Source organism: Paraclostridium dentum, assembly GCF_012922555.1.
Classification (GTDB): domain Bacteria; phylum Bacillota; class Clostridia; order Peptostreptococcales; family Peptostreptococcaceae; genus Paraclostridium; species Paraclostridium dentum.
On sequence record NZ_WIPK01000011.1, the window covers coordinates 39,159 to 64,618 of the forward strand.

Genomic DNA, 25,460 nt, shown 5'->3' on the forward strand with positions numbered 1-25,460 from the left:
TTTATTTTTATACAAAAAATAAAAAAAGCATATAAAAAAAATTATATACTAGATATAAAAAATTCCATGCTAATATCTGCTAAAATATCCAAATTTATTTACTTTTTGAAAAAAATAGTATATAATTAATATAAAAATGTATATTAAAAGTTATTTTTGGATAAAATAATAAATTTTTAAATATTATATACAAGATATAAGTTAAATATTGTTAATATAAGAATACTATATAACTTGTAACAATTATTTACAAAACAGTTACAAAGTTGTGACATATAAATACAAAAATGAAAATATCTTGTGTATTAGTATTTTATCCTACATAGGTTTCAGCTATGAAAATAACACGTAAGAATACTTATGGTGAATTTTTGGAGGGAAAAACATTATGAAGAGAAAAATATTAGTACCAGTATTTGCATCATTTATGGCATTATCAATGAACGGGATAGCGCATGCAGACGATGCAAAAGTTGAGAAGGCAACAGATAAAAAAGACGTTAATGAAAAGAATGTAATAAATTTAAAAGACTATAAAGATGTAGATTTTAAAGTTGCAGAAGTTAAAGATGGAGTTGCTGTAAAAGTAAGAAAGCAAGGATCAGTTCAAACTATAGCATACACAGGTGACCAATTTAAAATAGTTGGAGAGCAAGATGGATGGTATAAAGTTCAATTAGATGATGAAACTGAAGGATGGATAGCATCTAGATACGTTGATGTTAAAGCAGCTAATGCTTATATAACAGCAGATAAAGTAAACTTAAGAAAAGATGCTCATGTAGAGTCTGATGTAAAAGATAATTTACCAGCTTCTACAAAAGTTCAAGTTTTAGGAACTGAAGGTAACTGGGTAAAAGTTAAAAATGGAGAAAATGAAGGATTTGTAAGAGATTTATACGTATCTGATAAAGCTCCAGTAGTAGAAGAAGAAAAGACTCAATCAGATGTTAAAGATCAAAATGATGGACAAGTATCTGATAACAATCAAACAACAAACAATGATGCTACTAATGAAAATGAAAGCAACAATGTTGAAAACAACAATAACAACAATAATGATGCTGTTGAAGACAACAATGATAACAGTACAACTAACAATGACAATAATAACAACAGCAACAATAATGTAGATAATGACGAAAATAATAATGATAACAACAGTAATGTAGATAATAACGATAATACAAATAACAATAATAATAACAATAATAATAACAATAATAATAATAACAATAATAATAATAACAATAATAATAACAACAATAACTCAACTGAAGAAGAAAAGCCAGCACCACCAGTTAATAACTCAAATGCTGCATCAGCTGTAGTTGACTTAGCTTATGCTAAGTTAGGATCTCCTTATGTATGGGGAGCTGAAGGACCTAACAGCTTTGACTGTTCAGGACTTACTTCATACGTATTTAGAAATGCTGCAGGAGTATCTTTACCAAGAACTTCATCTTCTCAATACGGAGTTGGTAGATCTGTAAGTAAAGCTAATTTACAAGCAGGAGACTTAGTATTCTTCGCAACTGGTGGCGGAGGAATAAGCCACGTTGGTATATATGTTGGTGGAGGAAACATGGTTCATGCACCAAACTCAGGAGATGTTGTTAAAGTTAGTAACATAAACTCATCTTACTGGCAAAAAGCTTACGTAGGAGCTAAGAGAGTATTATAATATAGGATTTAAAAGGATATATTTAAATAAATATATCCTTTTTTTTTGCTTAAGTAAGGCCGATTTTTTATAAACTCATATTGACATCGTTTCTTAAAGGTGATAATATTCTATAAAAGAAAAAAATTAAAATACTTTTAAATTTAGTCCAGAGAGGCTAAAAAAGGAGGAACATATATGAAATTACAGGGAAGAAATTTAATCCAACCAGAAGACTTTTCGATAAATGAAATAGATGAAATTCTATCTTTATCTCAAAATATAATTGACAATCCGTCAAAATACTCACGAGTTTGTGAAGGTAATTTACTAGCAACTTTATTTTATGAACCATCAACAAGAACAAGATTTAGCTTCGAAGCTGCAATGAACAGATTAGGTGGAAAGGTAATTGGCTTTTCAGAACCAAATTCTTCATCAACAGCAAAAGGAGAAACATTAGAAGACACTATGGAAACAGTATCTTGTTATGCTGATGCTATAGTCATGAGACACCCAAGAGCCGGTTCAGCTTTAGAGGCGTCAAGGTTTGCTAGAGTACCATTTATAAATGCAGGAGACGGAGGAAATCAACATCCAACTCAAACACTTACAGATATTCTTACAATAAAATCACTTAAAGGAAATTTAGAAAATCACACTATCGGATTATGTGGAGATTTAAAAAACGGAAGAACAGTACATTCACTAGTTAAAGCTATGGCAAGATATAAAAATACTAAATTTGTATTTATATCACCTAAAGAGTTAGAAATGCCTCAATATATAAAAGAAGTTATAGCTGGACACGAATATGTGGAAACTAATAGTTTAGATGAGGTTATAGAAGACTTAGATGTTCTTTATATGACTAGAGTCCAAAGAGAAAGATTTGAAGATCAAGAACAATATGAAAGACTTAAAGATTGTTATATATTAACAACAGAAAAAATGAAAAAAGCTAAACCAGATATGTTAGTTATGCATCCATTACCAAGAGTAAATGAAATTGATACAGAGGTAGATAAAGATGATAGAGCGGTATACTTCGATCAAGCAAAATATGGAATGTACGTTAGAATGGCATTAATAATGAAACTTCTGGGGGTAGATGCAAATGAGTAAACTTCTTATAAAAAACGTAAAAATGATTGATTCTAGTATGAACTTTAAAGGAGATTTACTTATTGAAAATGGTAAGATTTCTAAAATAGACTCGAATATAAATCCTACTGATATTGAAGGTTTAAAAATTATAGATGGAAAAAATAAGATTTTAATGCCGGCATTTATAGATTTGCACACACACTTAAGAGATCCAGGGTTAACACATAAAGAAGATTTAGAAACAGGACAAAAGGCAGCATTAAAAGGTGGATTCACAGTGCTTTGTCCAATGGCAAATACTAAGCCAGTTTGTGACAACGAACAGGTTATGGAATATGTGTTAAGCAAAGCTAAGGAATTAGATTTATGTGATATAAAGCAAGTTTGTGCTATAACAGAAAACCTTGAAGGTGAAGAAATTATAGATATAGAAAAAATGAGAACGTATACAGACTTATTCTCTGATGATGGATACACCCTTCACAATGAAAAAATAATGAGAGATGCACTTAGTTTATCTAAAAAATTAGATTTTAAAGTTCTAACTCATTGTCAGCCGGAGTTTGAAATAGTAAAAAGAGATTTGAACATGCTTAAAGAGGTTGGAGGAAACCTGCATATCTGTCATATAAGTTTAAAAGATACTTTAGATGAAATTAAAAAGTATAAAAATGATGGATATAAGTTCACTTGTGAGGTAGGACCTCATCATATATTCGGATATGGATTAGAATATAGAGTTAACCCAGCTTTTGCAGAGGAAGAAGACATGAAACACTTAATTCAAGGAATAAAAGATGGATATATAGATATGATAGGAACGGATCATGCCCCTCATACAAAAGAAGACAAAAAAAAGGGAGCTCCTGGAATATCTAATATAGAAGTTGCATTCCAAATGGTAAACAAAGTATTTAATGAAAATAATATATCTTTAAATAAATTAAGTGAGATGATGAGTGCAAATCCTGCTAAATTACTAGGGTTAAACCAAGGATTAATAAAAGAAGGTTTAAGAGCAGACTTAGTTATAGTAGATTCGGAACAAGAAGAAGTTATAGATGTATCTAAGTTTATATCTAAAGGAAAAAACAATCCATTTGATGGTCAAAAAGTTAGAGGGAAAATAATAATGACTATAAAAGATGGAAGAGTTATGTATGACGTAAAGGGGGATATGCAATAATGTACAAAATTTTAGAAAATAAATATATAGGCGAAGATATGTATTTTATGAAGGTAGAGGGTAAATTTGAAGCTAAGATGGGTCAATTTTACATGCTTAGAGCCTGGGATACATACCCATTACTTTCAAGACCGATAAGTGTTCATGATGTAAATGAAGATAGTATATCTTTTTTATATAAAGTTGTGGGAGAAGGAACTAAAATATTAAGTAATTTAAGAGTAAATGATGAAATTAAATTAGAAGGCCCTTATGGAAATGGGTATGAAAATGTAAAAGGGAAGGTTGCGTTAGTAGGAGGAGGCATAGGTATAGCTCCACTATACCTAGTAGCTAAAAATATTGAAAACTGTGATGCATATCTAGGATTCAGAAAAGAAGCTATATTAGAAGAAGAATACAATGAAGTGTGTAATGAAGTAAACATAGCTATAGGAGACACTTTTGTTACAGATACATTAGATGTAGAAAAATATGATTATATATTAACTTGTGGGCCTACACCTATGATGGAAAAGTTAGTAAAGATGACAGAAGGAACTAATACAAAAATAATGGTATCTTTAGAAAATCATATGGCATGTGGGGTAGGAGCTTGCTTAGTTTGTACTTGTAAAACTAAATTTGGAAATAAAAAAACATGCAAAGATGGTCCAGTGTTCTGGGGAGAGGACGTGATATTCAATGGCTAATTTAAATGTTAAATTCGGAAATATAGAATTTAAAAATCCTTTAGTTATGGCATCGGGGACTTTTGGATTTGGAAAAGAATATGCAGAAATTTATGATATAGAAAAATTGGGTGGAATAAGTAGCAAAGGGCTTACATTGGAAAAAAGAGATGGAAATAAAGGTATGAGAGTTCACGAAACTCCATCAGGGATGATGAATAGCGTAGGACTTGAAAATCCTGGAGTAAGAGGTTTCATAAAAAATGAACTTCAGTTTTTTAAAGAACTAGATACGGTTAGAATTGCAAATTTAGGTGGAGGAACATTAGATGACTATATAAGAGGTGTAGAGTTACTAAACGACCAACCTATAGATATGATAGAATTAAATATTTCTTGTCCAAATGTTAAGGCAGGAGGTATGGCCTTTGGGATAAAAAACGAGGTTGCAAGGGAAGTTGTAAGAGCTGTAAGAGCAAAAACTAAACTACCATTAGTTGTAAAGTTATCACCTAATGCTGAAGATATAGTTGGGATGGCAAAGGTATGTGAGGAAGAAGGCGCAGATGGAATCTCATTAGTTAATACTTTCAAAGCTATGGCTATAGATATAAATAAGAAAAAGCCGGTATTTGAAAATATATATGCTGGGTTATCTGGACCTGCAATAAAGCCTATAGCTTTAAGAATGGTTCATGAAGTTTGTAAAGCAGTAAACATACCAGTAATGGGAATGGGTGGAATAACTAATTGGCAAGACGCTATAGAGTTTATAATGGCTGGAGCTACTTGCGTACAAGTTGGAACTGCTAACTTTATAAATCCTAGAATTGGATTAGATATAATCAAAGGAATAGAAGATTATATGGATAGAGAAGGAATAAAAAGATTAGATGAAATTAGAGGTATAGTTTAGGTAATTTTAAATAGGTTGCTTCGGATGATAAATAGTTTACCTCAGTCGCTAAAGACTGGGAAAAATAGTCTTTAACGCTTCTTCACCAAACTATTTATCATCCTTCGCAGAGCTTAAGTTAAAATTACTGTGGATGAGGAAAAAGAAAAATTAACTATAAGGGAGAATATAATTATGAGTAATGTAAATGTTGTTGAAATATTAAAAGAATGTGATGCTTTATTAGAAGGGCACTTTTTATTATCTTCAGGAAAGCATAGTAATAGATATGTACAATGTGCTAAAGTTTTAAGATTTCCAAATCAAGCTGAGAAAGTCTTAAGTACTGTAGTTGATCAAATAAAAGATTTAGGAATAGACTTAGTTGTTGGACCAGCTATGGGAGGCGTTATAGTTTCATATGAATTAGGTAGACAATTAGGAAAAGAATCTGTATTCACAGAGAGAAAAGATGGAGAAATGCAATTAAGAAGAGGATTTGAAGTTAAGCCAGGGGCTAAGATAATAATAGCTGAAGATGTTGTTACTACTGGAAAGTCTACAATAGAGACAAAGAAAGCATTAGAAGCTTTAGGGGGAGAAGTTATAGGGGTTGCATGTATAGCAGATAGAACTAATCATGATATAGGAATGCCTATATACAGTGCAATAAAATTAGATATACAAGTTTATGAAGCTGATGGATGTCCTTTATGTGAAGCTGGAGAGATAGATTTAATAAAACCAGGAAGTAGAGAATTTAAAGAACTAGGTATGTAATATAATTAGTGGGGTTAATTGGAGTATTAATTATCTCAGTCGCTAAAGACCTGAAAATACAGTCTTTAACGCTCATTCAATAATAAATACTCCAATTAAAACATAACCATATCTGCATTTGGTGAGGAAAAAAGTAGGTAATAAATGATTAGTCATTTATTACCTACTTTTTTGCGCAACGGATGAAGTCGTTGGCGACATGAAGTGGTTCGCAGACGTAGTCGCTTAAGCAAAGCGAATTTTATTCGGAACGATTATCCTTATTTACGCATATAGATAAAAGTATATCTTGCCTACAAGATTATACTTTAAAGAGCATAAGGAGGCACTATGAAGAAGAGACATCCTAAGTTTTTGATTTTTACTTTAGCTTTAGCTTTGGTTTTAACTAATTTAACATTCATTTCATTTGCAAATACTCAACCACCTAGTTCTAGTAATATTCCAGGTGATATAAACGCTATGCCTTTCCATATAGGTCAAAAGATTAAGCACGATACTAAGGAAAATCAGTTCAAGAAAGATTTAAATGTTGAGCCTTTAGGAAAGCAAGATACAGACACAACACTTAAGTCAGGTAAGTCTGCAAAGCTAAGTAAGTCTGCTACCTATACCTATAATGACCTTAATAAATTAAGTTATAAGGAATTAACAGATTTACTAGTTACGATAGATTGGTTTCAAATAAAAGATATTTTTGTTTATAATGAAGATGCTTACAAATTTTATAATGATGAAGCTCGTGTTAATGCAATTATTAAGGAGTTAGAAGATAGAGGAGCAACTTATACTGCTACTGATGATAAAGGAATACCTACTTTGGTAGAAGTTTTAAGATCTGGTTTTTACTTAGCTTACTATAACGATTCACTTAGTCATTTATACGATAGAGCTTATAGAGAAAAGTGTATTCCTGCCATGATTTCAATTCAGAAAAATCCTAATTTCAAGATTGGGGAGTCTGGTCAAAATAATGTTATTCAGTCTTTGGGTATGTTAATTGGAAATAGTGCTTGCAATGTTGATATTGTGAACAATTGTATGCCTATTTTAAATCAGTTTAATAGCAGTTTAGATGCTAATTTAAAAGATTACTCAAAAACAAATGCTGTATTCCAAATCACTAAGGGGATAGAATATGATTTAAATTCTTATTTGTACAATTCTAATACAACTGCAGACAAATCACCTTGGTTTTCTAAAGTTGATGGATATATAGATGCTGTTACAAACTTTGCTATATTAACAAATGTAACTGATGATAATGATTGGTTAATTAATGCAGGAATGTATTATTGCGCTAAATTATCGAATTTCCATTCAAATTCAAGAAGTATTCAAAAGAAACTTGATAGCTGCTTAGAAATTTATCCATATTTATCTCTTCAATATTTTGATGCAGTTGACTTTATTTCATATTATTTCAATGGAAAATTAGCTGATGGAACTATTCTAGATATTAATAAAATAAGAGAAGAAGGAAAATCACACTATTTACCTAATGTTTATACTTTTGAAGATTCTTCTATGGTAATACGCACTGGAGATAAGGTTACGAAGGAAAAAGTTCAAAGATTATATTGGGCATCTAAAGAAGTAAAAGCTCAATTCCATAGAGTTATAGGGAATGATAATGAACTAGAAAAAGGAAATCCAGATGATGTTTTAACTATGGTTTTATATAATAGCCCTAAAGAATACAAACTTAACCAACCTCTATACGGATATAGTACTGATAATGGTGGTATGTATATAGAAGGTGATGGCACATTTTTTACTTATGAGAGAACTCCTGAGGAGAGTATATTTAGTTTAGAAGAGTTATTTAGACATGAGTACTGTCACTATTTACAAGGTCGTTACATGGTTCCTGGTATGTGGGGAACTGGTGATTTTTATCAGGGGAAAGATTGGAGATTGACTTGGTTTGAAGAAGGTAGTGCAGAATTTTTTGCAGGGTCTACTAGAGATAATGATGTACTTCCTAGAAAATCTCAAGTTTCTGGTTTAGCAACTGATCCAGCGGAAAGATTTTCTACAGATAAATTACTTCATTCTAAGTATGGATCTTGGGATTTCTATTATTATGGTTTTGCATTTTGTGATTATATGTACAATAATAGATTAGATATATTTAATAATTTAGTTGATAACATTATATCTAATAATGTATCTGGATATGATTCTTATATAGAAACTTTAAGTAAAAGTACTGCAGTAGATCAAGGTTATCAAACTCATATGCAAAACTTAGTTGATAAGTATGATTCTTTGACAGTTCCACTTGTTTCTGATGATTATTTGGCTACTCATGATGCTATTGATTTAAGTAAAATTTCTTCTGATATTAAAAATATAGTTCCATTAAAAAATGTAAATATAGTTAGAGAAAAAGGCGAGTTTTTTGATACATTTACTTTAACAGGAACTTATACAGGAGATACTTCTAGAGGAGAAGCTAAAGATTGGGAAGCTATGAATAACAAATCTAATGAATTTTTAAATTCCTTAGAAAAACTTCCTTGGTCTGGTTATAAGACTGTTACTAATTACTTTGTTGACTATAAGGTTAATAATAATAAATATGAATTTGAAGTTGTGTTTACCGGTATTTTACCAAAAGGTGAAGTTGTAGAAGGTGATATTAAAGAAATTGAGCCAAATGATAGTTTTGAAACTGCTAATAAAATATCTTTAGGAAGTGAAGTAAAAGGTTCTTTAAGCAAAGATGATACTAATGACGTTTTTTATTTTGAAATTAAAGATCCTAAAACTATAGATATAGTTTTAGATAATTTAGATGGTCATGGTATTAACTGGATACTATATAAGTCTACTGATTTAAATAATTATGTTGCTTACCCTAGCATTGAAAACAATTTATTAAAAAATACTTATAATGCAGATGCTGGTTTATATTATTTATATGTCTATAGTTATGACTCTTTAGATAGTAACTATACAATTAATATCAAATAAGTTATAAAATTTGAAAATAGATTAAAAGTGATAGTGTATATTAATTAAATAATAGACCTCGGAAGTGTGTTAGTTATAAGACATTTCCGAGGTATTTGATTTTCTTCTATTTTTCAAAATTTGAAAATTTATTTAACTCATCTATAAATAAAGTTGTTGTACTTGATGGTTTTATATCTTTTGGTGTTATAAAAGAGAAGTATCTATTGTAAGTATCATTTAAACTAACAGTTGCTAAAGAATCTCCTTCTGAGTCTGTTACCAATTTAGATATAATTGAAACTCCAAGATTGCTTTTTACAGCTTCTTTTACAGCATGATTGCTTCCTAATACCATTATTTGTCTAGGTGTTATTTTATTATTACTTAAGAATATGTTTAAATATTCTCTTGTTCCAGAACCTTCTTCTCTTACTATCCATTTTTTATTTTTTATTGAATCTATATTAAAGTTTAATGGATCAATCTCTAAATCTGGAGAAAATGTCAAAATCATACTATCTTCAAAGAAGAATTTTTGATTGAAATCAAATGAAGTAAGGCTTCCTTCAACCAACCCAATATCTAGGTTTGAACTTTTTACTTTTTCACAAATTTTATGTGTATTTTCAACAAGCATTTCAACTTCTATATCTGGATATTTTTCAGAAAATACAGCTAAGAAGTTAGGTAAAAAGTATTCGGCAATAGTTAAACTAGCACCTATCTTTATATGACCTTTGATTGAACTAGAAATACTGTTTAGTTCATCCTTTACCGACTCTATAGATGTTATTATTTCTCTAGCTCTTTTATATAATAAGTATCCATTATCAGTTATAGATATGTTTTTCTGCTTAATAGATCTGTTTATTAGAGTTGTATTAAAATAATTCTCTAAATTTTTTATATGAGTACTTACTGTTGGTTGAGATAAATTTATACTTTCACCTGCTTTAGTAAAATTTTGATGTTCAACAACTGCTATAAATGTTTTAAACTCTTCTATCATTAAAAATTCCTCCTTGGATTAAATCATCAAAAAAAGTAATGGTTCATGAAATATATATCTATTTTACCAATAATCATAAGTTTCATATACTGTTTTAAGTAAAAAAATAAAAAAATAATAAAAAAGATAGAAATACAATTTTAAAAATTTAATAAATTATATTTCTATCCTAGTTAATTCACTATTTTAAATTTTATATATTTAATAAGCTTTTTATTTCATTACATAAAGCATCTAAGTGTTCTGGGTTATTTTTCAAGTCAATTTCATTTATATTTACATAAAGAACAGGGGACTGGTCGTACTCAGCAATCCATTTTTTATATCTGTTGTGAAGATTAGTCCAGTAATCTAAATCAACAGACTTCTCCATCTCTCTACCTCTCATATTGATCCTATTTACGATAGTATCTATAGATCCATCTAGATAGATCATTAAATCGGGTCTTCTTAAGTGAGGAACCATATCATTAAATAAATCTCTATAAGTTATATAATCTCTTTTACTCATCTTTCCGTTATCATATAAGTTTCTAGCAAATATTTCAACATCTTCATATATACTTCTATCTTGAATATTATTAAGTCCGTTACTGTCTATTTCTTTTTGTTGTTTGAATCTTTGAGCTAAAAAATATAATTGTAAGTGAAATCCCCAAGTATTTTGATCTTTATAAAAATCTTCTAGGTATGGATTTCCATTAACTTTTTCGAAATGAGTTTCAAAACCTAATTTTTCACCAACTAATTTAGTAAGTGTAGATTTACCCGCACCAACATTTCCTGCAACAGTTATAAATAAATCTCTATTTAACGGTTTATTACACTGATTTACCAATTTAAACATTTTCATGTCCTCCTAAGCTGTTAATAGCATCTTCTACTTTTTTTATTATAAATTTTCTATCATTGTCATTATTTAGAAAATCTAAATTAGAGTTATCTATTTCTAATATAAGAGGTTCTTTACCTACAAAATTATGTTTTATAGATAATGGATTAAAGTAATATTTATACTCTGTACTTAATTCTTGTATATAGTTTCTATCCATTTGTCTTTCAAAGCTTCTATCCCTCATAGCTATTCTATTCATTAATACATCTGTATTTGAGTTAAGATAGATTATTATATCTGGTTGAGGCAGGTCATTAATAAAAATATTATACATTTGTTTATATTTATAAAACTGCATATTATCAAGAGTTATTCCTGCGAATATAAGATTTTTAATAATGTGATAATCACTAACAACACTTGTGCCTTGACTCAATAAATTTTTCTCAGTATCTTCTAATTGTTTGATTCTATTAAATAAAAAAAATGATTCCGTTTGTAATGCGTATTCTTTAATATCTGTATAAAATTTTGATAAAAATGGATTTTCTTCTACTATTTCCCTTAGCAAAGTACAGTTAAAATGATTGTTTAAAATATTAGCTAATGTTGTTTTACCAACTCCGATAGGACCTTCTATAGCTATAAATATACCTCTACTATTCATATAATCACCCTCTAAAAATAATGTCTTATGTATTTTAGCAAAAAAGAATCACTAATTCTACTCTAGACTTTTTAAATTAAATTTGTATTAAAAATAAATAGTTAATTTAAATTTAACGAAATATGGGTAGAATTAAAACTATAAGTTTATATAAAAAGGAGCGAAATTTATGAAAGTTTATGAAAAAGAAAATTCAGTGGTTATAGAAGGGGCATTAGATTTTGATCCTAAGCATATATTTGAATGTGGACAATGTTTTAGGTGGAAAGCAGAAGATGATGGTTCATATACAGGGGTAGCTAAAGGTAGAGTAATAAATGTATCTAGAGAAGGAAATACAGTTTATTTAAAGAATACTAATTTAGAAGATTTCAATAAAATATGGAAATCTTACTTTGATTTAGATACAGATTATGCAAAAATAAAAAATGAACTAAAAAGTATGGATGAGTATTTAGAAAAGGCAACAGAATTTGGATGGGGAATAAGAATTCTACGTCAAGATCCATGGGAGATGTTAATTTCATTTATAATATCATCTAATAATAGAATTCCTATGATTCAAAAAGCTATATCTAATTTATCAAGGGAGTATGGCACTTATATTGGAAAGTTCAATGGAGTAGACTATTACGATTTTCCAACACCAGAGCAATTAAGTAAAGCCAGTATAGCGGATATAAGAGCTTGTTCTACAGGGTTTAGAGATAAATATATAAAGGCAACTACAGAAAGAGTTATAAGTGAAAATGAGGATGTACACAGCTATGAGAATTTAGGAACAGAAGATTGCAGAAAAAAACTTATGGAATTTAATGGAGTAGGTCCAAAAGTGTGCGATTGTATAGCGTTATTCGGTATGCAAAAGTATGATACATTCCCTGTTGATGTATGGGTAAAAAGAGTTATGCAAGAATTTTATGTAGAAGATGATATGAGTTTGCCTAAAATAAGAAAGTATGCGATAGATAAATTTGAAGATTTATCAGGATTTGCACAACAATATCTATTCTATTATGCTAGAGAATTGGGAATAGGAAGATAAAAATAAGGAGGATATATGAGTGCTTTAGACATACTAGTTTTAAGTTATGTAGGAATATCTTATCTAGCTAGTATTGTGGTTGCTATAAATATAATACTCGAAAATCGAGATCCAGCTAAGACTATGGCATGGTTACTAATATTTATGGTACTTCCTGGGATTGGGCTAGTTATATATGGGGTGCTAGGCCGAAATATAAGAAAGAGAAAAATATTTAAAACTCAGAAACTAGCCACAGATATAAAAGAAAATAATTTATTTCAAAATTTGAGGTCAATAGAAGAGTTAGTAGACCTTGAACAAGAAGCTATAAAAAATAAAGAGTTATCAAAATTAGATGATTCTGAAGGATTAAAAAAGAAAGTTATAAGTTTGCTTTTAAATACAGGAAAGTTCCCATTTACAGCTAATAATAAAGTAGAAATATTTATTGATGGGAATGAAAAGTTTGAAAGGCTAATAAAAGATATAGAAGAAGCTAAAGAACATATCCATTTAGAGTACTTCATAATAAAAGATAGTGAAATTGGAAGAAAGATTAAGGATTTGTTGATAAAAAAAGCTCGAGAAGGTCTGAGTATAAAAATTGTATATGATGATGTAGGATGTTGGAGGTTTTGGTTTCATAGAAAATTCTTTAAAGAGATGAAAAGAGAGGGCATAGAAATAGTTCCTTTTTTACCTGCAAAATTCCCTCTAATGGGAGGTAAAATTAACTATAGAAATCATAGAAAGATTGTTATAATCGATGGATGCATAGGATATACAGGTGGTATAAATATAGGTGATGAGTATATGGGTAAAAACAAAAAATTTGGATATTGGCGTGATACTCATATAAGAATTGAAGGAAGTTCTGTTTATATGCTACAAATGGTATTTTTAATAGACTGGTATTATACAACTCAAAAGTCAGTTTTTGATGAAAAATATTTCCCTAAACTAGATTACAAAGGAAATAGCATGATACAGGTGGTAGCAACAGGTCCTGATAGTGACTGGGAAGCTATACACTATGCATATTTTTCAGCTATCTGTAATGCTAAAGAAAGAGTTTATATAGAAACTCCATACTTTATACCAGATGAAAGTTTATTAAGAGCATTAAAGAGTGCAGCATTAAGAGGCGTTGATGTAAGAATTATATTCCCTGGTATAGCTGATCATAAAATAGTACATCAAGCATCATATTCATATTTTGATGATATTTTAAGGTCTGGGGGAAAAGTTTACTTATATAAAAAAGGATTTATACACGCTAAAGTAGTAATTATAGATGATAAGATTGCATCAACAGGTTCTGCAAATATGGACTTAAGAAGTTTTATGTTAAACTTTGAAATTAATGCATTTATGTATGATGAACAGATAGTAAAAAAAATAACTGAAGACTTCTATGAGGATTTAAAAAATAGTAAAGAAATACACCTTAAAGATTTTGAAAAAAGACCTTTAATAAAAAAATGGGTTGAATCAGTAGCAAGATTATTTTCACCAATTTTATAAGTTTATAATATGCGAGGATGTTTGTCGATAACAGTAAAATTTCCTCGCATAAAAATTGCATAAAATTAATTAAGGGTATTGAAAAATAAGTAAATATAATATATTATAAAATTGTTAGCACTCTAAGCAATAGAGTGATAAAATACATAAATTTCATTAGGAGGGATAATTATGAAAATAAGACCATTAGCTGACAGAGTAGTAATAAAGAAAGTAGAAGCAGAAGAAAAAACTGCAAGTGGTATAGTTTTACCTGGAACAGCTAAAGAACAACCTCAGATAGCAGAGGTTGTAGAAGTTGGACCTGGTGGAATAGTAGATGGTAAAGAAATTAAAATGGAATTAAATATTGGAGATAAAGTTATATATTCTAAATATGCAGGAACAGAAATTAAGTTAGAAGGACAAGAATATACTATATTAAAACAAAGTGAAATATTAGCGGTAGTTGAATAAGTATAAAGGGAGGATTATGAGATATGGCTAAAGAAATAAAATTCGCACAAGATTCAAGAACAGCTTTAGAAGCTGGTGTAAACAAATTAGCAGATACAGTTAAGGTAACATTAGGGCCAAAAGGAAGAAATGTTATATTAGATAAAAAATTTGGGGCTCCACTTATAACAAATGATGGAGTTACTATAGCAAAAGAAATAGAATTAGAAGATAGATTTGAAAATATGGGAGCTCAATTAGTTAAAGAAGTTGCAACTAAGACTAATGATGTAGCTGGAGATGGAACTACAACTGCTACAGTTTTAGCTCAAGCTATAATAAGAGAAGGGTTAAAAAATGTAACTGCTGGATCTAACCCAGTACTTTTAAGAAAAGGAATTCAAAAAGCTGTAGAAGTAGCTGTTGCAGAACTAAAGAAACAATCAAGAACTATAGAGACTAAAGAATCTATATCTCAAGTTGCATCTATATCTGCAGGAGATGAAGAAGTAGGTAATTTAATAGCTGAAGCTATGGAGATAGTAGGTAAAGATGGAGTTATAACAGTTGAAGAGTCTAAAACTATGCATACAGAGCTAGATGCAGTTGAAGGTATGCAATTTGATAGAGGATTTGTTTCAGCATACATGGTAACAGATGTTGATAAAATGGAAGCTGTTTTAAATGATCCATATATATTAATAACAGATAGAAAAATAAATAATATACAAGATATATTACCTGTACTTGAGCAAATAGTACAACAAGGTAAAAAATTATTAATAATAGCTGAAGATGTAGAAGGGGAAGCTTTATCTACATTAGTAATAAACAAATTAAAAGGTGTATTTGATGTTGTTGCAGTTAAGGCTCCTGGATTTGGAGATAGAAGAAAAGCTATGTTAGAAGATATAGCTATACTTACTGGAGGAACTGTCATATCTGAAGAATTAGGATATGACTTAAAAGATGCTGATATATCTATGTTAGGTAGAGCTGGATCTGTAAAAATAACTAAAGATAACACTACAATAGTAGATGGATCTGGAGATAAAAAAGCTATAGAAGACAGAGTAAGTCAAATCAAACATCAAGTAGATCAAACTACTTCTGATTTTGATAAAGAAAAATTAATGGAAAGATTAGCTAAACTTGCAGGTGGTGTTGCTGTAATAAAAGTTGGAGCAGCTACAGAGGTTGAGCTTAAAGAAAGAAAATTGAGAATAGAAGATGCATTAAATGCTACAAGAGCAGCTGTTGAAGAAGGTATAGTTGCAGGTGGTGGTACTGCATTAGTTAGTGTAATACCAGTTGTAGATAAGTTAATAGAAGAACTTGAAGGAGAACTTCAAGTAGGAGCTAAGATAATAAGAAGAGCTTTAGAGGAGCCATTAAGACAAATAGCAATTAATGCTGGTCTTGAAGGAGCAGTTATAATACAAAAAGTTGTAAATGAAGATCCTGAAATAGGATTTGATGCATTAAATGAAAAATACGTGAACATGGTTGAAGTTGGTATAGTTGACCCAACTAAGGTTACTAGAACTGCGTTACAAAATGCAGCATCTATAGCAGGTGTATTCTTAACTACAGAAGCAGCTGTTGCAGACCTTCCTGAAAGTGATCCAGTACCAGGAATGGGTGGAGGAATGCCTCCAATGATGTAGGTTGGTAAAGTCTGAACGGTACTTGGCTTCGTGTTGATGATATTGCTTCATGCACTAAAGACCTGAAGAACGCAGTCTTTAACGTTTATTCAGCAAATATAATCAACACTTCGCTTTTAGAAAAGTTCAACACTTTACTGAGGTTAAGAGAAATAGAAATAGGAAGGGATTATATCTAAATGATATAATCCCTTTTTTACGTGTTTTATCAGCTGGAAAAGGTATGCTTAGTGTGTTAAAATTAATATTAACAACTTAGAATAATGGGGGGTACTTATGGATATTAGAGGTTTATTAGAGCAAGTTAAAAATAAGGATATAGATATAGATATAGCTATGGAGAAGCTTAAAGATTTACCTTATGAAGATATTGGGTATGCAAATATCGATCATCATAGACAAATAAGAAATGGGTATCCGGAAGTTATTTACTGTGAAGGTAAAAGTGATGAACATATATTGGGAATTATAAAAAAGATGAGTGAAAAAGGTTCAAATATATTAGGAACTAGATGTAGAAAAGAAACATATGAAAAAATTAAATCTTTATATCCGCATTGTGAATATGAAGACTTATCTAGAATATTAAAGATTCAAAATAAACCTATAGATAATATAGGAAAAGGAAAGATTGTAGTTGTTACAGGTGGAACATCTGATATTCCTGTTGCAGATGAAGCATATTATACTGCAACATTTCTAGGCAATGATGTTGAGAGAGTTTACGATGTAGGAGTTGCAGGCATACATAGATTACTAAATAAAATGAATATAATTAGAGACGCTAGAGTATTAATAGTTGTAGCTGGGATGGAAGGCGCTTTACCAAGTGTGGTAGGAGGGTTAGTAGATGTTCCTGTTATAGCAGTACCTACATCAGTTGGATATGGTGCTAATTTTAATGGTCTTTCAGCTTTATTAACGATGCTAAATAGTTGTGCATCAGGCATATCTGTAGTTAACATCGATAATGGATTTGGGGCTGGGTATCTAGCAGCTACAATAAATAAATTAGACTAAAATATGAAAGAAGGTATTCACATGGAAGAGAGAATTTTGTATTTTGACATAGTAAATGGTATATCTGGAGATATGACTATTGCGAGTTTACTAAACTTAGGGGTACCTAAAGAAATTTTTTTAGAGGAATTAAAGAAATTAAATTTAAATGATGAATTTACTATAGAAATAGATTCTAAAAATGAAAGTGGTATAGTTGGAACAAAGGTTAATGTAATAGCTAAAGAATCTAATGCACACAGACATTTAGTAGATATTTTTGACATTATTGATAAATCTAATTTAAACGATAGAACAAAAGATAGAGCTAAAAAGATATTTATGACGGTAGGAGAAGCAGAAGCTAAAGTTCATGGGACAACTATAGATAAAATTCATTTTCATGAGGTTGGAGCTATAGATTCTATTGTAGATATTGTTGGATGTTCTATATTAATAGATTTATTAAATATAGATAAAGTGTACTCTAGTTGTGTTCCAGTTGGATCTGGATTTGTAAAATGTGATCATGGGATTATGCCAGTGCCAGCACCTGCAACTATTGAAATATTAAGAGGAGTACCAGTTAGACTAAATAGTGTAGAAGGAGAGTGTACTACACCTACAGGGGCAGCTATAATAAAAACATTATGTAGCGAGTTTATAGATAAATTAGAATTTGAAGTTAATCAAATTGGATATGGGATAGGACATAAGAAATTTGAAATACCAAATATGTTAAGAACTATAGTAGGTATAAAAAAAAAGAAGAAGTAATATATGAAATAAGTTGTAATATAGATGATATGTCGTCAGAGATATTTTCATATTTATATGATAAGGTCATAGAAGAAGGAGCGCTTGATATATACACTGAAAGTATACATATGAAAAAAAATAGACCAGCGATAAAACTGTCTATATTATGTGAAAAAAAGGATTTAGATAAATTTACTGAAATTATATTGATGGAAACTAGTACCTTTGGAATTAGGTATAAGGAGTATAAAAGAAAAACTTTATTAAGAAAGTTTGAAAAAATAAATTGCGAATATGGAGAAGTAACAGTTAAAATTGGGTATTACAAAAATAAAATTATAAAAGTTACTCCAGAGTACGAAGAGTGTAAAAACATAGCTAAAAAGGCTAATATATCCATAAAATTTGTATATGATAGCATAAATTGCTCAATAAAAAATAAATTTTTTTAAAATTGTTGACACAAGTAAGAAAATTTGATAAATTAATAAACAACTCATACAACATTGTATACAAAATCATAAATAAAAAATCACTCATATATACTCAGAAATATGGTCTGAGAGTCTCTACCGGAGTACCGAAAATACTCTGACTATGAGTGAAATTATTATAGACAAAACTCTATCATTAATAAAGTAAATCTATAGGCTGAGCATATTCCCTATAGGTTAGCTACAAGTTAAAAGAGTTTTGAGAACCTGTATAGTAATTTCACTTATAAAATGAAGTTATTATACAGGTTTTTTTGTACCCATTTTTAAGGAAATTAAAGTTTCAGGGTAGAAACAGTATAAAAACAACTGATTATATAAAAAATAATAAATAGTAAAAAAATATATATAAAATAACGAAGGGGGCAACCGATATGGCAAAGATATTAAAAGAAGGATTAACATTTGATGATGTACTTTTAGTTCCACAAAGATCAGAAGTGTTACCTAAAGATGTTTGTACACAAACACAATTAACAAAGAGCATTAAATTAAATATACCTCTAATGAGTGCAGGTATGGATACAGTCACTGAATCGAAAATGGCTATTTCAATGGCGAGACAAGGTGGTATAGGCATAATACACAAAAATATGTCTATAGAAGCACAAGCTTTAGAAGTTGATAAAGTAAAAAGAAGCGAAAGTGGTGTTATCGTAGACCCATTCTTCTTAACAAAAGACCATACAATACAAGATGCTGATGATATAATGGCAAGATATAAAATATCGGGTGTACCAATAGTAGATGATAATAATAAATTAATCGGAATAATAACAAATAGAGATATAAAGTTTGAAGCTGATTTTACTAAAAAAGTAGAAGATGTTATGACTAAAGAAAATCTTGTTACAGCAAGAGAAGGAATAAACTTAACTGAAGCTCAACAAATATTAAAGAAACATAAGATAGAGAAATTACCTATAGTTGATGCAGAAGGAAACTTAAAAGGATTAATAACAATAAAAGATATAGAGAAGAAAATACAATATCCAAACTCTGCAAAAGATTCTCAAGGAAGATTATTATGTGGAGCTGCTCTTGGAATAAGTGCTGACTTAATGGATAGAGTTGCTGCATTAGTTAAAGCTAATGTTGATGTAGTTGTACTAGACAGTGCACATGGACACTCTATGGGTGTTATAAATGCTCTTAAACAAGTAAAAGAAAAATATCCAAACTTACAAGTTATAGCTGGAAATGTTGCAACTGCAAAAGCTACAGAAGATTTAATAAAAGCTGGAGCTGACTGTGTAAAAGTAGGAATAGGACCAGGGTCTATATGTACAACAAGAGTTGTTGCTGGTATAGGTGTTCCACAAGTAACAGCAGTTATGGACTGTGCAGAAGTTGGACATAAGTATGGAGTACCAGTAATTGCTGATGGAGGATTAAAATTCTCTGGAGATATAGTAAAAGCATTAGCTGCTGGAGCATCGATATGTATGATGGGATCTATGTTTGCAGGAACAGAAGAAAGTCCTGGAGAAACAGTTCTATATAGAGGAAGATCATATAAAACATATAGAGGAATGGGATCTATCGGAGCTATGGAAAAAGGATCTAAGGATAGATACTTCCAAAATGATGCTAAAAAATTAGTTCCTGAAGGTGTTGAAGGAATGGTTGCATATAAAGGTAAAGCTGAAGATATAGTTTACCAAATGATAGGTGGAATAAGAGCTGGGATGGGATACTGTGGTGCCGCTACAATTAAAGACTTAATGGAAAATGCTGAGTTTATAAAAATAACAGCTGCTTCATTAAAAGAAAGTCACCCACATGATATAACTATAACTAAAGAAGCACCAAATTACAGCACTCAAGGGGAGGTATAAGAATGAAAAAACAACATGAAATAGTTTTAGTAATAGATTTTGGTGGTCAATACAACCAATTAATAGCAAGAAGAGTTAGAGAAAACAACGTATATTGTGAAATATTACCACATACTACAGATATAGAAGTAATAAAAGCTAAAAATCCAAAAGGAATAATCTTTACAGGAGGACCTAACAGTGCATATTTAGAAGAGTCTCCAAAGATAACTAAACAAATATTCGAAATAGGAGTACCTATACTTGGAATATGTTATGGAGTTCAGCTAATGGCTCACTTATTAGGTGGTAATGTAAGAAGAGGAAATAATAGTGAAAAAGAATATGGAAAAACTTCTATAACATATAACGCTTCAAACATATTTGAAGGAATTTCTACTAATACTGTTTGGATGAGTCATACAGATTTAATAGATGTTCTTCCTGAAGGATTTGAAGTTGCTGCATATACTGAGGATTGTCCAGTAGCTGCAATGCATCACCCAGAAAAGAAATTATACGGAGTTCAATTCCATCCAGAAGTTGAACATTGCTTAGAAGGAGATAAAGTTTTAAGAAACTTCTTATATAATGTATGTGAAGTAACTGGAGATTGGACAACAGATTCATTTATAGAAGAAAAGATAAAAGAATTAAAAGAAACTATAGGAGATAAGAAAGTACTTTGTGCTTTAAGTGGTGGAGTAGATTCATCAGTTGCAGCTGTACTTGTTCATAAAGCTATAGGAGATAACTTAACTTGTGTATTCGTAGATCATGGATTACTTAGAAAAAATGAAGGTGATGATGTTGAAAGAATATTTAGAGATAAGTTTGATATGAACTTAATAAGAGTAAATTGTGAAGATAGATTCTTATCTAAGTTAAAAGGTGTAACAGAACCTGAAGCTAAGAGAAAAATAATAGGTGAAGAGTTTATAAGAGTATTTGAAGAAGAGTCTAATAAATTAGGAAAAATGGATTTCTTAGCTCAAGGAACTATATATCCTGACGTTGTAGAAAGTGGGCTTGGAGAATCAGCTACAATAAAATCACATCATAATGTTGGTGGAATACCTGATGATATAGAATTTGAAATAGTTGAACCTTTAAGAGAATTATTTAAAGATGAAGTTAGAAAAATAGGATTAGAACTTGGAATAGATTATGATTTAATATATAGACATCCATTCCCAGGACCAGGTCTTGGAATAAGAGTTATAGGTGAAGTAACTAAAGAGAGATGTGATATATTAAGAGAAGCAGACGCTATATATATGGATGAGCTTAAAAAAGCTGGTTTATATAGTGAAATATGGCAAGCATTCGCAACTTTACCAGATGTAAAAACTGTTGGAGTTATGGGAGATGAAAGAACTTATGCTTATTTAGTAGGTATAAGAGCTGTTACTTCTTCTGATGGAATGACTTCTGATTGGTACAAAATGCCTTACGATGTATTAGAAAAAATATCTAATAGAATTGTAAATGAAGTTGATGGAGCAAATAGAGTAGTTTACGATATCACTAGTAAGCCTCCAGGAACTATAGAATGGGAATAAAACCAGTTTATTCAAACACTTACAATAAATTATAAAAAAATAAAAAGCTTATGCTTTTTATTTTTTTATAAGGATTTTATCACAAAAAACTTAGCATCAATGGAGGAAAATATGCAAAATTCAAGTGTTAAAGGCTCTAATAATGGATTATTAGAGAAAGTTTTTAAACTAAGTGAAAATAACACAAATGTAAAAACAGAAGTATTAGCAGGAATAACAACATTTATGACAATTGCTTATATATTAGTTGTAAATCCTACTATATTAGGTGAAGCTGGTATGGATAAGGGCGCTGTTTTTACAGCAACTGCAATAGCTTCAGCAATAGGATGTATAATAATGGGATTCTTAGCTAATTATCCTATAATATTAGCTCCTAGTATGGGAATAAATGCGTTCTTTACGTATACAGTAGTTTTAGGTATGGGATATACTTGGCAATTTGCACTATGTGCTATGTTTATCGAAGGTATTATATTTATTTTATTAACAGTAACTAATGTTCGTGAAAAGATAATAGAGTGTATGCCAGATGTCTTAAAACATGCTATAACAGCTGGAATTGGGTTGTTTATAACATTTATAGGACTTGTTAATGCAGGTATTGTTCAACAAGGTGGAGCTATAATATCATTAGGAAATGTTAAGTCACCAGTTGTATTATTATCTATAATAGGATTAATGATAGCTGCAACTTTATTAATAAAAAATGTGAATGGAGCATTTTTAATATCTATAATAATTACATCTGTAATTGGGATGGTATTTTCAATAGTTCCTATGCCAACAGGAGTTATAGACTTACCACCATCAATACAGCCTGTATTTATGAAAGCATTGGATGTAGGTAAAAGTCAAATATTTAGCTTAGATATGTTAGTAATAGTACTTACATTATTATTTGTTAATATGTTTGACTCAATAGGATTTTTATTAGGAATTGCAGATAAGGCTAATTTATTAGATGAAAATGGAAATATGCCTAATGTAAAAAAAGCATTATTAGCAGAATCTGTTTCAACTACTATATCTTCAGTATTAGGAACATCAACGCTAGCTACAACAGTTGAAAGTGGATCTGGAATAGCAGTTGGAGGAAGAACGGGATTAACAGCAGTAATTACTGGAATTTTATTCTTAATTTCATTATTTTTTGCTCCATTATTTGTTTCTATACCACCTCAAGCTACAGCTCCAATACTTATACTTGTAGGATTCTTAATGGCAAGTTCAATATTAAGAATTAACTTTAATGATTTTACAGATGCAATACCAGCATTTATAACATTTGTAATGATGCCTTTATCATACAGTGTTGCAGATGGTATTATGTTCGGAATCATATCATATACATTTTTAAAGTTAGCTAGTGGTAAGAAAGATCAAGCAAAACTGTCTTTAATTATACTTAGTTTAGTATTCATACTAAAATTTGGATTATTATAAAATGAAAAAGATATGTAAATATAAATATTTACATATCTTTTTTTTATTTATTTTTATTATTTTAAAAAAGTTTGAATTTTGTTTAAATATGATGAAAATATGAATTATATAACTTAAAGGTAGATGAACAGTGCGTTTCAGAAAAATATTTGTGTATTTTATAAAATTTTATTAGTTCTTAATTTTCTTTATTTTTAAAATAAAACATAAATTTTGATGTGTTAAACAGTTTAAAAAATAGTTTTTATATTTTTTATATGTAATAATTATGTAAACAAAAATATAGGTAAACGTTTTCAAAAAAGGTGTATAATTAAAAAAAACGCTCAAGGGGGAACTTGTATGGAAGAAAGATTAGTAGGTTTTGTTACTAGCAATGATAAGAATTGGGACAAAAGATGGAAGTATAATTGTGCAATTTTCATTATTAGTTACATTTTTATGGGAGCCGTTACAGGTATAACCAATGACTCTTATATATCTTACTTGAATTTAACTGTACCCGATGTTGTTAAAGCTTTACCTATGTACACATCAATAGGAACATTTATAATGGCTATGATGCTTTTATTGGTACATAAGTTAGGGTATAAAAAGATAATAGTATTTGCACCAGTTGTTTTAATAGGGGCATTATTATCTTGTATATACAGTAGTAATGGTAAAGTAATCTTAGTAGCTAACATATTAGTTAATGTAGGTGCAGGGTTATTTGACTTTATATATCCTTTAATGTTCACATCATACACACCTAAAGAAAAAAGAATTTCAATGTTTTCAAGAGTAATGTATTGCAACTTAATCAGTCAATCAATATTAACATTTTTAAATGGTAAAATAGTTGTTTGGAAGTTTAGTAAATATCTAGGTATAAGTTATGATAAAGCATCTGCTTTATCAGAGAATGCAAGCAAACTAACTTCTACACAAATGAGTTATTATATTAATTCATATGAATTTGCATTATGGATAGCAATTGTATTTGCAGTTTTAGCTTTAGGATGTCTATTCTTCTTAAGAGAAAAAGTAGAAGATTATAGAGAAACTGAAGAAGAGATTGCAGCTAGAAAAGCTGAAAATAAATTTAGTTTAAAAGTATTTTGTAATAAATATATAATAATGTGGGTTGTAATATTTAGTACTATAAGATTTGGAGCTCTTTTAATAACTCCTTACTTCCCAATATATTTAAACAATTTCTTACATATAAGTAGAGGTACCGTATCAACAATAATAACATTCCAGACAGTAGCTATGGTATTAGGATTTTTAGCAGCACCGTATTTAGAAAAGAAATTAGGATCAATCGTAACAATATCATTATCCATGATATTATGTATACCGCTTATGTTAATAATGGCAAATGGAACTATATTTGGAGGAAATATAGCTTGGATAATAGGAAGTGTATTATTCTTAAGATCAGGACTTGCAAATGCTTCAAACCCTATTCAACAATCATTGCCACTTACATTTGTTCCTAAAAATTTAGCTCCTGCATATAGTTCAGTTATACTTATATCAAATTCTATAGTAGGTATATTTGCAGGTTTATTTGCTAGATACTCTTTATTAAAAACAGATGCTGGATACGGAAAGGCATATTATATAGCTAGTACGTTATATTTTATTGCATCTGTTGTGCTACTAATTGTATTTATTAAAAAATATAATAGAGGTTTAAGCGAAGAAGAAATAAAAATAAATGAAGTAAAAGAAGAGTTTATAGAAGAAAAATAAATACTTTATATAAAAATAAGTTACTTTTATAGATAATACAGCTAAGTATATTGTATCTTGAGGTAACTTATTTTTATATAAAGAATAAAAACGAATAAAAAAACTGAAAAATATAAAAATATTCGTAATTTCTATTGCTTAAAACCGAACTACATTATATAATCAACATGTAAGATAAGTTAAAAGACGAACGAAATCATAATTATATTTTATAAA

At 29.6% G+C, this 25,460-nt stretch carries 19 protein-coding genes, 1 pseudogene and 1 riboswitch; of the genes and pseudogenes, 17 read left to right on the top strand and 3 right to left on the bottom strand.

Annotated features, from left to right (window positions below):
* The first annotated feature begins 388 nt into the window (after positions 1-388).
* The 7 genes from GFJ41_RS14190 (at position 389) to GFJ41_RS14220 (ending at position 9,281) form a co-directional block, all read left to right on the top strand.
* A complete protein-coding gene (locus GFJ41_RS14190; RefSeq protein ID WP_170075689.1) occupies positions 389-1,684 on the top strand; it encodes a C40 family peptidase in 1,296 nt (431 codons plus the stop codon).
* Positions 1,685-1,861: 177 nt separating this feature from the next.
* Positions 1,862-2,788: an aspartate carbamoyltransferase gene (gene pyrB, locus GFJ41_RS14195; protein WP_021428336.1), complete on the top strand. Its 927-nt coding sequence runs from the start codon at positions 1,862-1,864 to the stop codon at positions 2,786-2,788.
* Positions 2,781-3,956: a dihydroorotase gene (locus GFJ41_RS14200; RefSeq protein WP_170075690.1), complete on the top strand. Its 1,176-nt coding sequence runs from the start codon at positions 2,781-2,783 to the stop codon at positions 3,954-3,956. The genes pyrB and GFJ41_RS14200 overlap by 8 nt, the downstream gene beginning before the upstream one ends.
* Positions 3,956-4,648, top strand: a complete 693-nt coding sequence (locus tag GFJ41_RS14205; protein WP_170075691.1) for a dihydroorotate dehydrogenase electron transfer subunit — start codon at positions 3,956-3,958, stop codon at positions 4,646-4,648. Before GFJ41_RS14200 ends, GFJ41_RS14205 begins: the two co-directional genes overlap by 1 nt.
* The gene (locus tag GFJ41_RS14210; protein ID WP_035117665.1) at positions 4,641-5,543 is read left to right on the top strand and encodes a dihydroorotate dehydrogenase; all 903 of its coding nucleotides are present in this window, start codon (positions 4,641-4,643) and stop codon (positions 5,541-5,543) included. Before GFJ41_RS14205 ends, GFJ41_RS14210 begins: the two co-directional genes overlap by 8 nt.
* Positions 5,544-5,717: 174 nt before the next feature.
* The gene (pyrE, locus tag GFJ41_RS14215; RefSeq protein ID WP_021431594.1) at positions 5,718-6,302 is read left to right on the top strand and encodes an orotate phosphoribosyltransferase; all 585 of its coding nucleotides are present in this window, start codon (positions 5,718-5,720) and stop codon (positions 6,300-6,302) included.
* 330 nt (positions 6,303-6,632) lie between these two features.
* Positions 6,633-9,281, top strand: a complete 2,649-nt coding sequence (locus GFJ41_RS14220; RefSeq protein ID WP_206001566.1) for a collagenase — start codon at positions 6,633-6,635, stop codon at positions 9,279-9,281.
* A gap of 106 nt (positions 9,282-9,387) precedes the next feature.
* On the opposite strand, the gene GFJ41_RS14225 is transcribed toward GFJ41_RS14220, so the two are convergent.
* From GFJ41_RS14225 to GFJ41_RS14235, 3 genes are all read right to left on the bottom strand, one after another.
* Positions 9,388-10,272: a LysR substrate-binding domain-containing protein gene (locus GFJ41_RS14225; protein ID WP_025161362.1), complete on the bottom strand. Its 885-nt coding sequence runs from the start codon at positions 10,270-10,272 to the stop codon at positions 9,388-9,390.
* 193 nt (positions 10,273-10,465) lie between these two features.
* Positions 10,466-11,119 carry a deoxynucleoside kinase gene (locus GFJ41_RS14230; protein ID WP_021428315.1) on the bottom strand — a complete coding sequence of 218 codons (654 nt, stop codon included), beginning with the start codon at positions 11,117-11,119 and terminating at the stop codon, positions 10,466-10,468.
* Entirely contained in the window at positions 11,112-11,774 is a 663-nt protein-coding gene (locus GFJ41_RS14235) for a deoxynucleoside kinase (RefSeq protein ID WP_021428329.1), read from the bottom strand. The genes GFJ41_RS14230 and GFJ41_RS14235 overlap by 8 nt, the downstream gene beginning before the upstream one ends.
* Before the next feature lie 169 nt (positions 11,775-11,943).
* On the opposite strand from GFJ41_RS14235, the gene GFJ41_RS14240 reads away from it, so the two are divergent.
* The 10 genes and pseudogenes from GFJ41_RS14240 to GFJ41_RS14290 all read left to right on the top strand — a co-directional run bounded on the left by GFJ41_RS14240 (position 11,944) and on the right by GFJ41_RS14290 (position 25,244).
* Positions 11,944-12,819, top strand: coding sequence for a DNA-3-methyladenine glycosylase family protein (locus GFJ41_RS14240; RefSeq protein ID WP_170075692.1), 876 nt, complete (start codon positions 11,944-11,946; stop codon positions 12,817-12,819).
* A gap of 15 nt (positions 12,820-12,834) precedes the next feature.
* A complete protein-coding gene (gene cls, locus GFJ41_RS14245) occupies positions 12,835-14,325 on the top strand; it encodes a cardiolipin synthase (RefSeq protein ID WP_021431603.1) in 1,491 nt (496 codons plus the stop codon).
* A 171-nt stretch (positions 14,326-14,496) separates the two neighbouring features.
* Positions 14,497-14,781 carry a co-chaperone GroES gene (locus tag GFJ41_RS14250; RefSeq protein WP_021428256.1) on the top strand — a complete coding sequence of 95 codons (285 nt, stop codon included), beginning with the start codon at positions 14,497-14,499 and terminating at the stop codon, positions 14,779-14,781.
* 23 nt (positions 14,782-14,804) lie between these two features.
* Positions 14,805-16,427 carry a chaperonin GroEL gene (gene groL, locus GFJ41_RS14255; protein WP_053832705.1) on the top strand — a complete coding sequence of 541 codons (1,623 nt, stop codon included), beginning with the start codon at positions 14,805-14,807 and terminating at the stop codon, positions 16,425-16,427.
* A gap of 276 nt (positions 16,428-16,703) precedes the next feature.
* Positions 16,704-17,447, top strand: coding sequence for a nickel pincer cofactor biosynthesis protein LarB (gene larB / locus GFJ41_RS14260; RefSeq protein WP_170075693.1), 744 nt, complete (start codon positions 16,704-16,706; stop codon positions 17,445-17,447).
* A gap of 21 nt (positions 17,448-17,468) precedes the next feature.
* Positions 17,469-18,637 (top strand): annotated as a pseudogene (gene larC, locus GFJ41_RS18770) (nickel pincer cofactor biosynthesis protein LarC).
* 64 nt (positions 18,638-18,701) lie between these two features.
* Positions 18,702-18,803, top strand: a riboswitch (purine riboswitch).
* Positions 18,804-19,053: 250 nt separating this feature from the next.
* Positions 19,054-20,517 (top strand): IMP dehydrogenase, encoded by a 1,464-nt coding sequence (gene guaB, locus GFJ41_RS14275; RefSeq protein ID WP_021428322.1) that lies wholly within the window; start codon positions 19,054-19,056, stop codon positions 20,515-20,517.
* A gap of 2 nt (positions 20,518-20,519) precedes the next feature.
* Positions 20,520-22,058, top strand: coding sequence for a glutamine-hydrolyzing GMP synthase (gene guaA / locus GFJ41_RS14280; RefSeq protein ID WP_170075695.1), 1,539 nt, complete (start codon positions 20,520-20,522; stop codon positions 22,056-22,058).
* 111 nt (positions 22,059-22,169) lie between these two features.
* Positions 22,170-23,504, top strand: a complete 1,335-nt coding sequence (locus tag GFJ41_RS14285) for an NCS2 family permease (RefSeq protein ID WP_035117651.1) — start codon at positions 22,170-22,172, stop codon at positions 23,502-23,504.
* A 342-nt stretch (positions 23,505-23,846) separates the two neighbouring features.
* Positions 23,847-25,244 carry an MFS transporter gene (locus tag GFJ41_RS14290; protein ID WP_025161350.1) on the top strand — a complete coding sequence of 466 codons (1,398 nt, stop codon included), beginning with the start codon at positions 23,847-23,849 and terminating at the stop codon, positions 25,242-25,244.
* Positions 25,245-25,460 lie beyond the last annotated feature (216 nt).

Excerpts from the sequence above, each read along its gene's own strand:
- GFJ41_RS14190 (WP_170075689.1), top strand. The coding sequence starts at position 389 with ATGAAGAGAAAAATATTAGTACCAGTATTTGCATCATTTATGGCATTA.
- pyrB (WP_021428336.1), top strand. The coding sequence starts at position 1,862 with ATGAAATTACAGGGAAGAAATTTAATCCAACCAGAAGACTTTTCGATA.
- GFJ41_RS14200 (WP_170075690.1), top strand. The coding sequence starts at position 2,781 with ATGAGTAAACTTCTTATAAAAAACGTAAAAATGATTGATTCTAGTATG.
- GFJ41_RS14205 (WP_170075691.1), top strand. The coding sequence starts at position 3,956 with ATGTACAAAATTTTAGAAAATAAATATATAGGCGAAGATATGTATTTT.
- GFJ41_RS14210 (WP_035117665.1), top strand. The coding sequence starts at position 4,641 with ATGGCTAATTTAAATGTTAAATTCGGAAATATAGAATTTAAAAATCCT.
- pyrE (WP_021431594.1), top strand. The coding sequence starts at position 5,718 with ATGAGTAATGTAAATGTTGTTGAAATATTAAAAGAATGTGATGCTTTA.
- GFJ41_RS14220 (WP_206001566.1), top strand. The coding sequence starts at position 6,633 with ATGAAGAAGAGACATCCTAAGTTTTTGATTTTTACTTTAGCTTTAGCT.
- GFJ41_RS14225 (WP_025161362.1), bottom strand. The coding sequence starts at position 10,272 with ATGATAGAAGAGTTTAAAACATTTATAGCAGTTGTTGAACATCAAAAT.
- GFJ41_RS14230 (WP_021428315.1), bottom strand. The coding sequence starts at position 11,119 with ATGTTTAAATTGGTAAATCAGTGTAATAAACCGTTAAATAGAGATTTA.
- GFJ41_RS14235 (WP_021428329.1), bottom strand. The coding sequence starts at position 11,774 with ATGAATAGTAGAGGTATATTTATAGCTATAGAAGGTCCTATCGGAGTT.
- GFJ41_RS14240 (WP_170075692.1), top strand. The coding sequence starts at position 11,944 with ATGAAAGTTTATGAAAAAGAAAATTCAGTGGTTATAGAAGGGGCATTA.
- cls (WP_021431603.1), top strand. The coding sequence starts at position 12,835 with ATGAGTGCTTTAGACATACTAGTTTTAAGTTATGTAGGAATATCTTAT.
- GFJ41_RS14250 (WP_021428256.1), top strand. The coding sequence starts at position 14,497 with ATGAAAATAAGACCATTAGCTGACAGAGTAGTAATAAAGAAAGTAGAA.
- groL (WP_053832705.1), top strand. The coding sequence starts at position 14,805 with ATGGCTAAAGAAATAAAATTCGCACAAGATTCAAGAACAGCTTTAGAA.
- larB (WP_170075693.1), top strand. The coding sequence starts at position 16,704 with ATGGATATTAGAGGTTTATTAGAGCAAGTTAAAAATAAGGATATAGAT.
- guaB (WP_021428322.1), top strand. The coding sequence starts at position 19,054 with ATGGCAAAGATATTAAAAGAAGGATTAACATTTGATGATGTACTTTTA.
- guaA (WP_170075695.1), top strand. The coding sequence starts at position 20,520 with ATGAAAAAACAACATGAAATAGTTTTAGTAATAGATTTTGGTGGTCAA.
- GFJ41_RS14285 (WP_035117651.1), top strand. The coding sequence starts at position 22,170 with ATGCAAAATTCAAGTGTTAAAGGCTCTAATAATGGATTATTAGAGAAA.
- GFJ41_RS14290 (WP_025161350.1), top strand. The coding sequence starts at position 23,847 with ATGGAAGAAAGATTAGTAGGTTTTGTTACTAGCAATGATAAGAATTGG.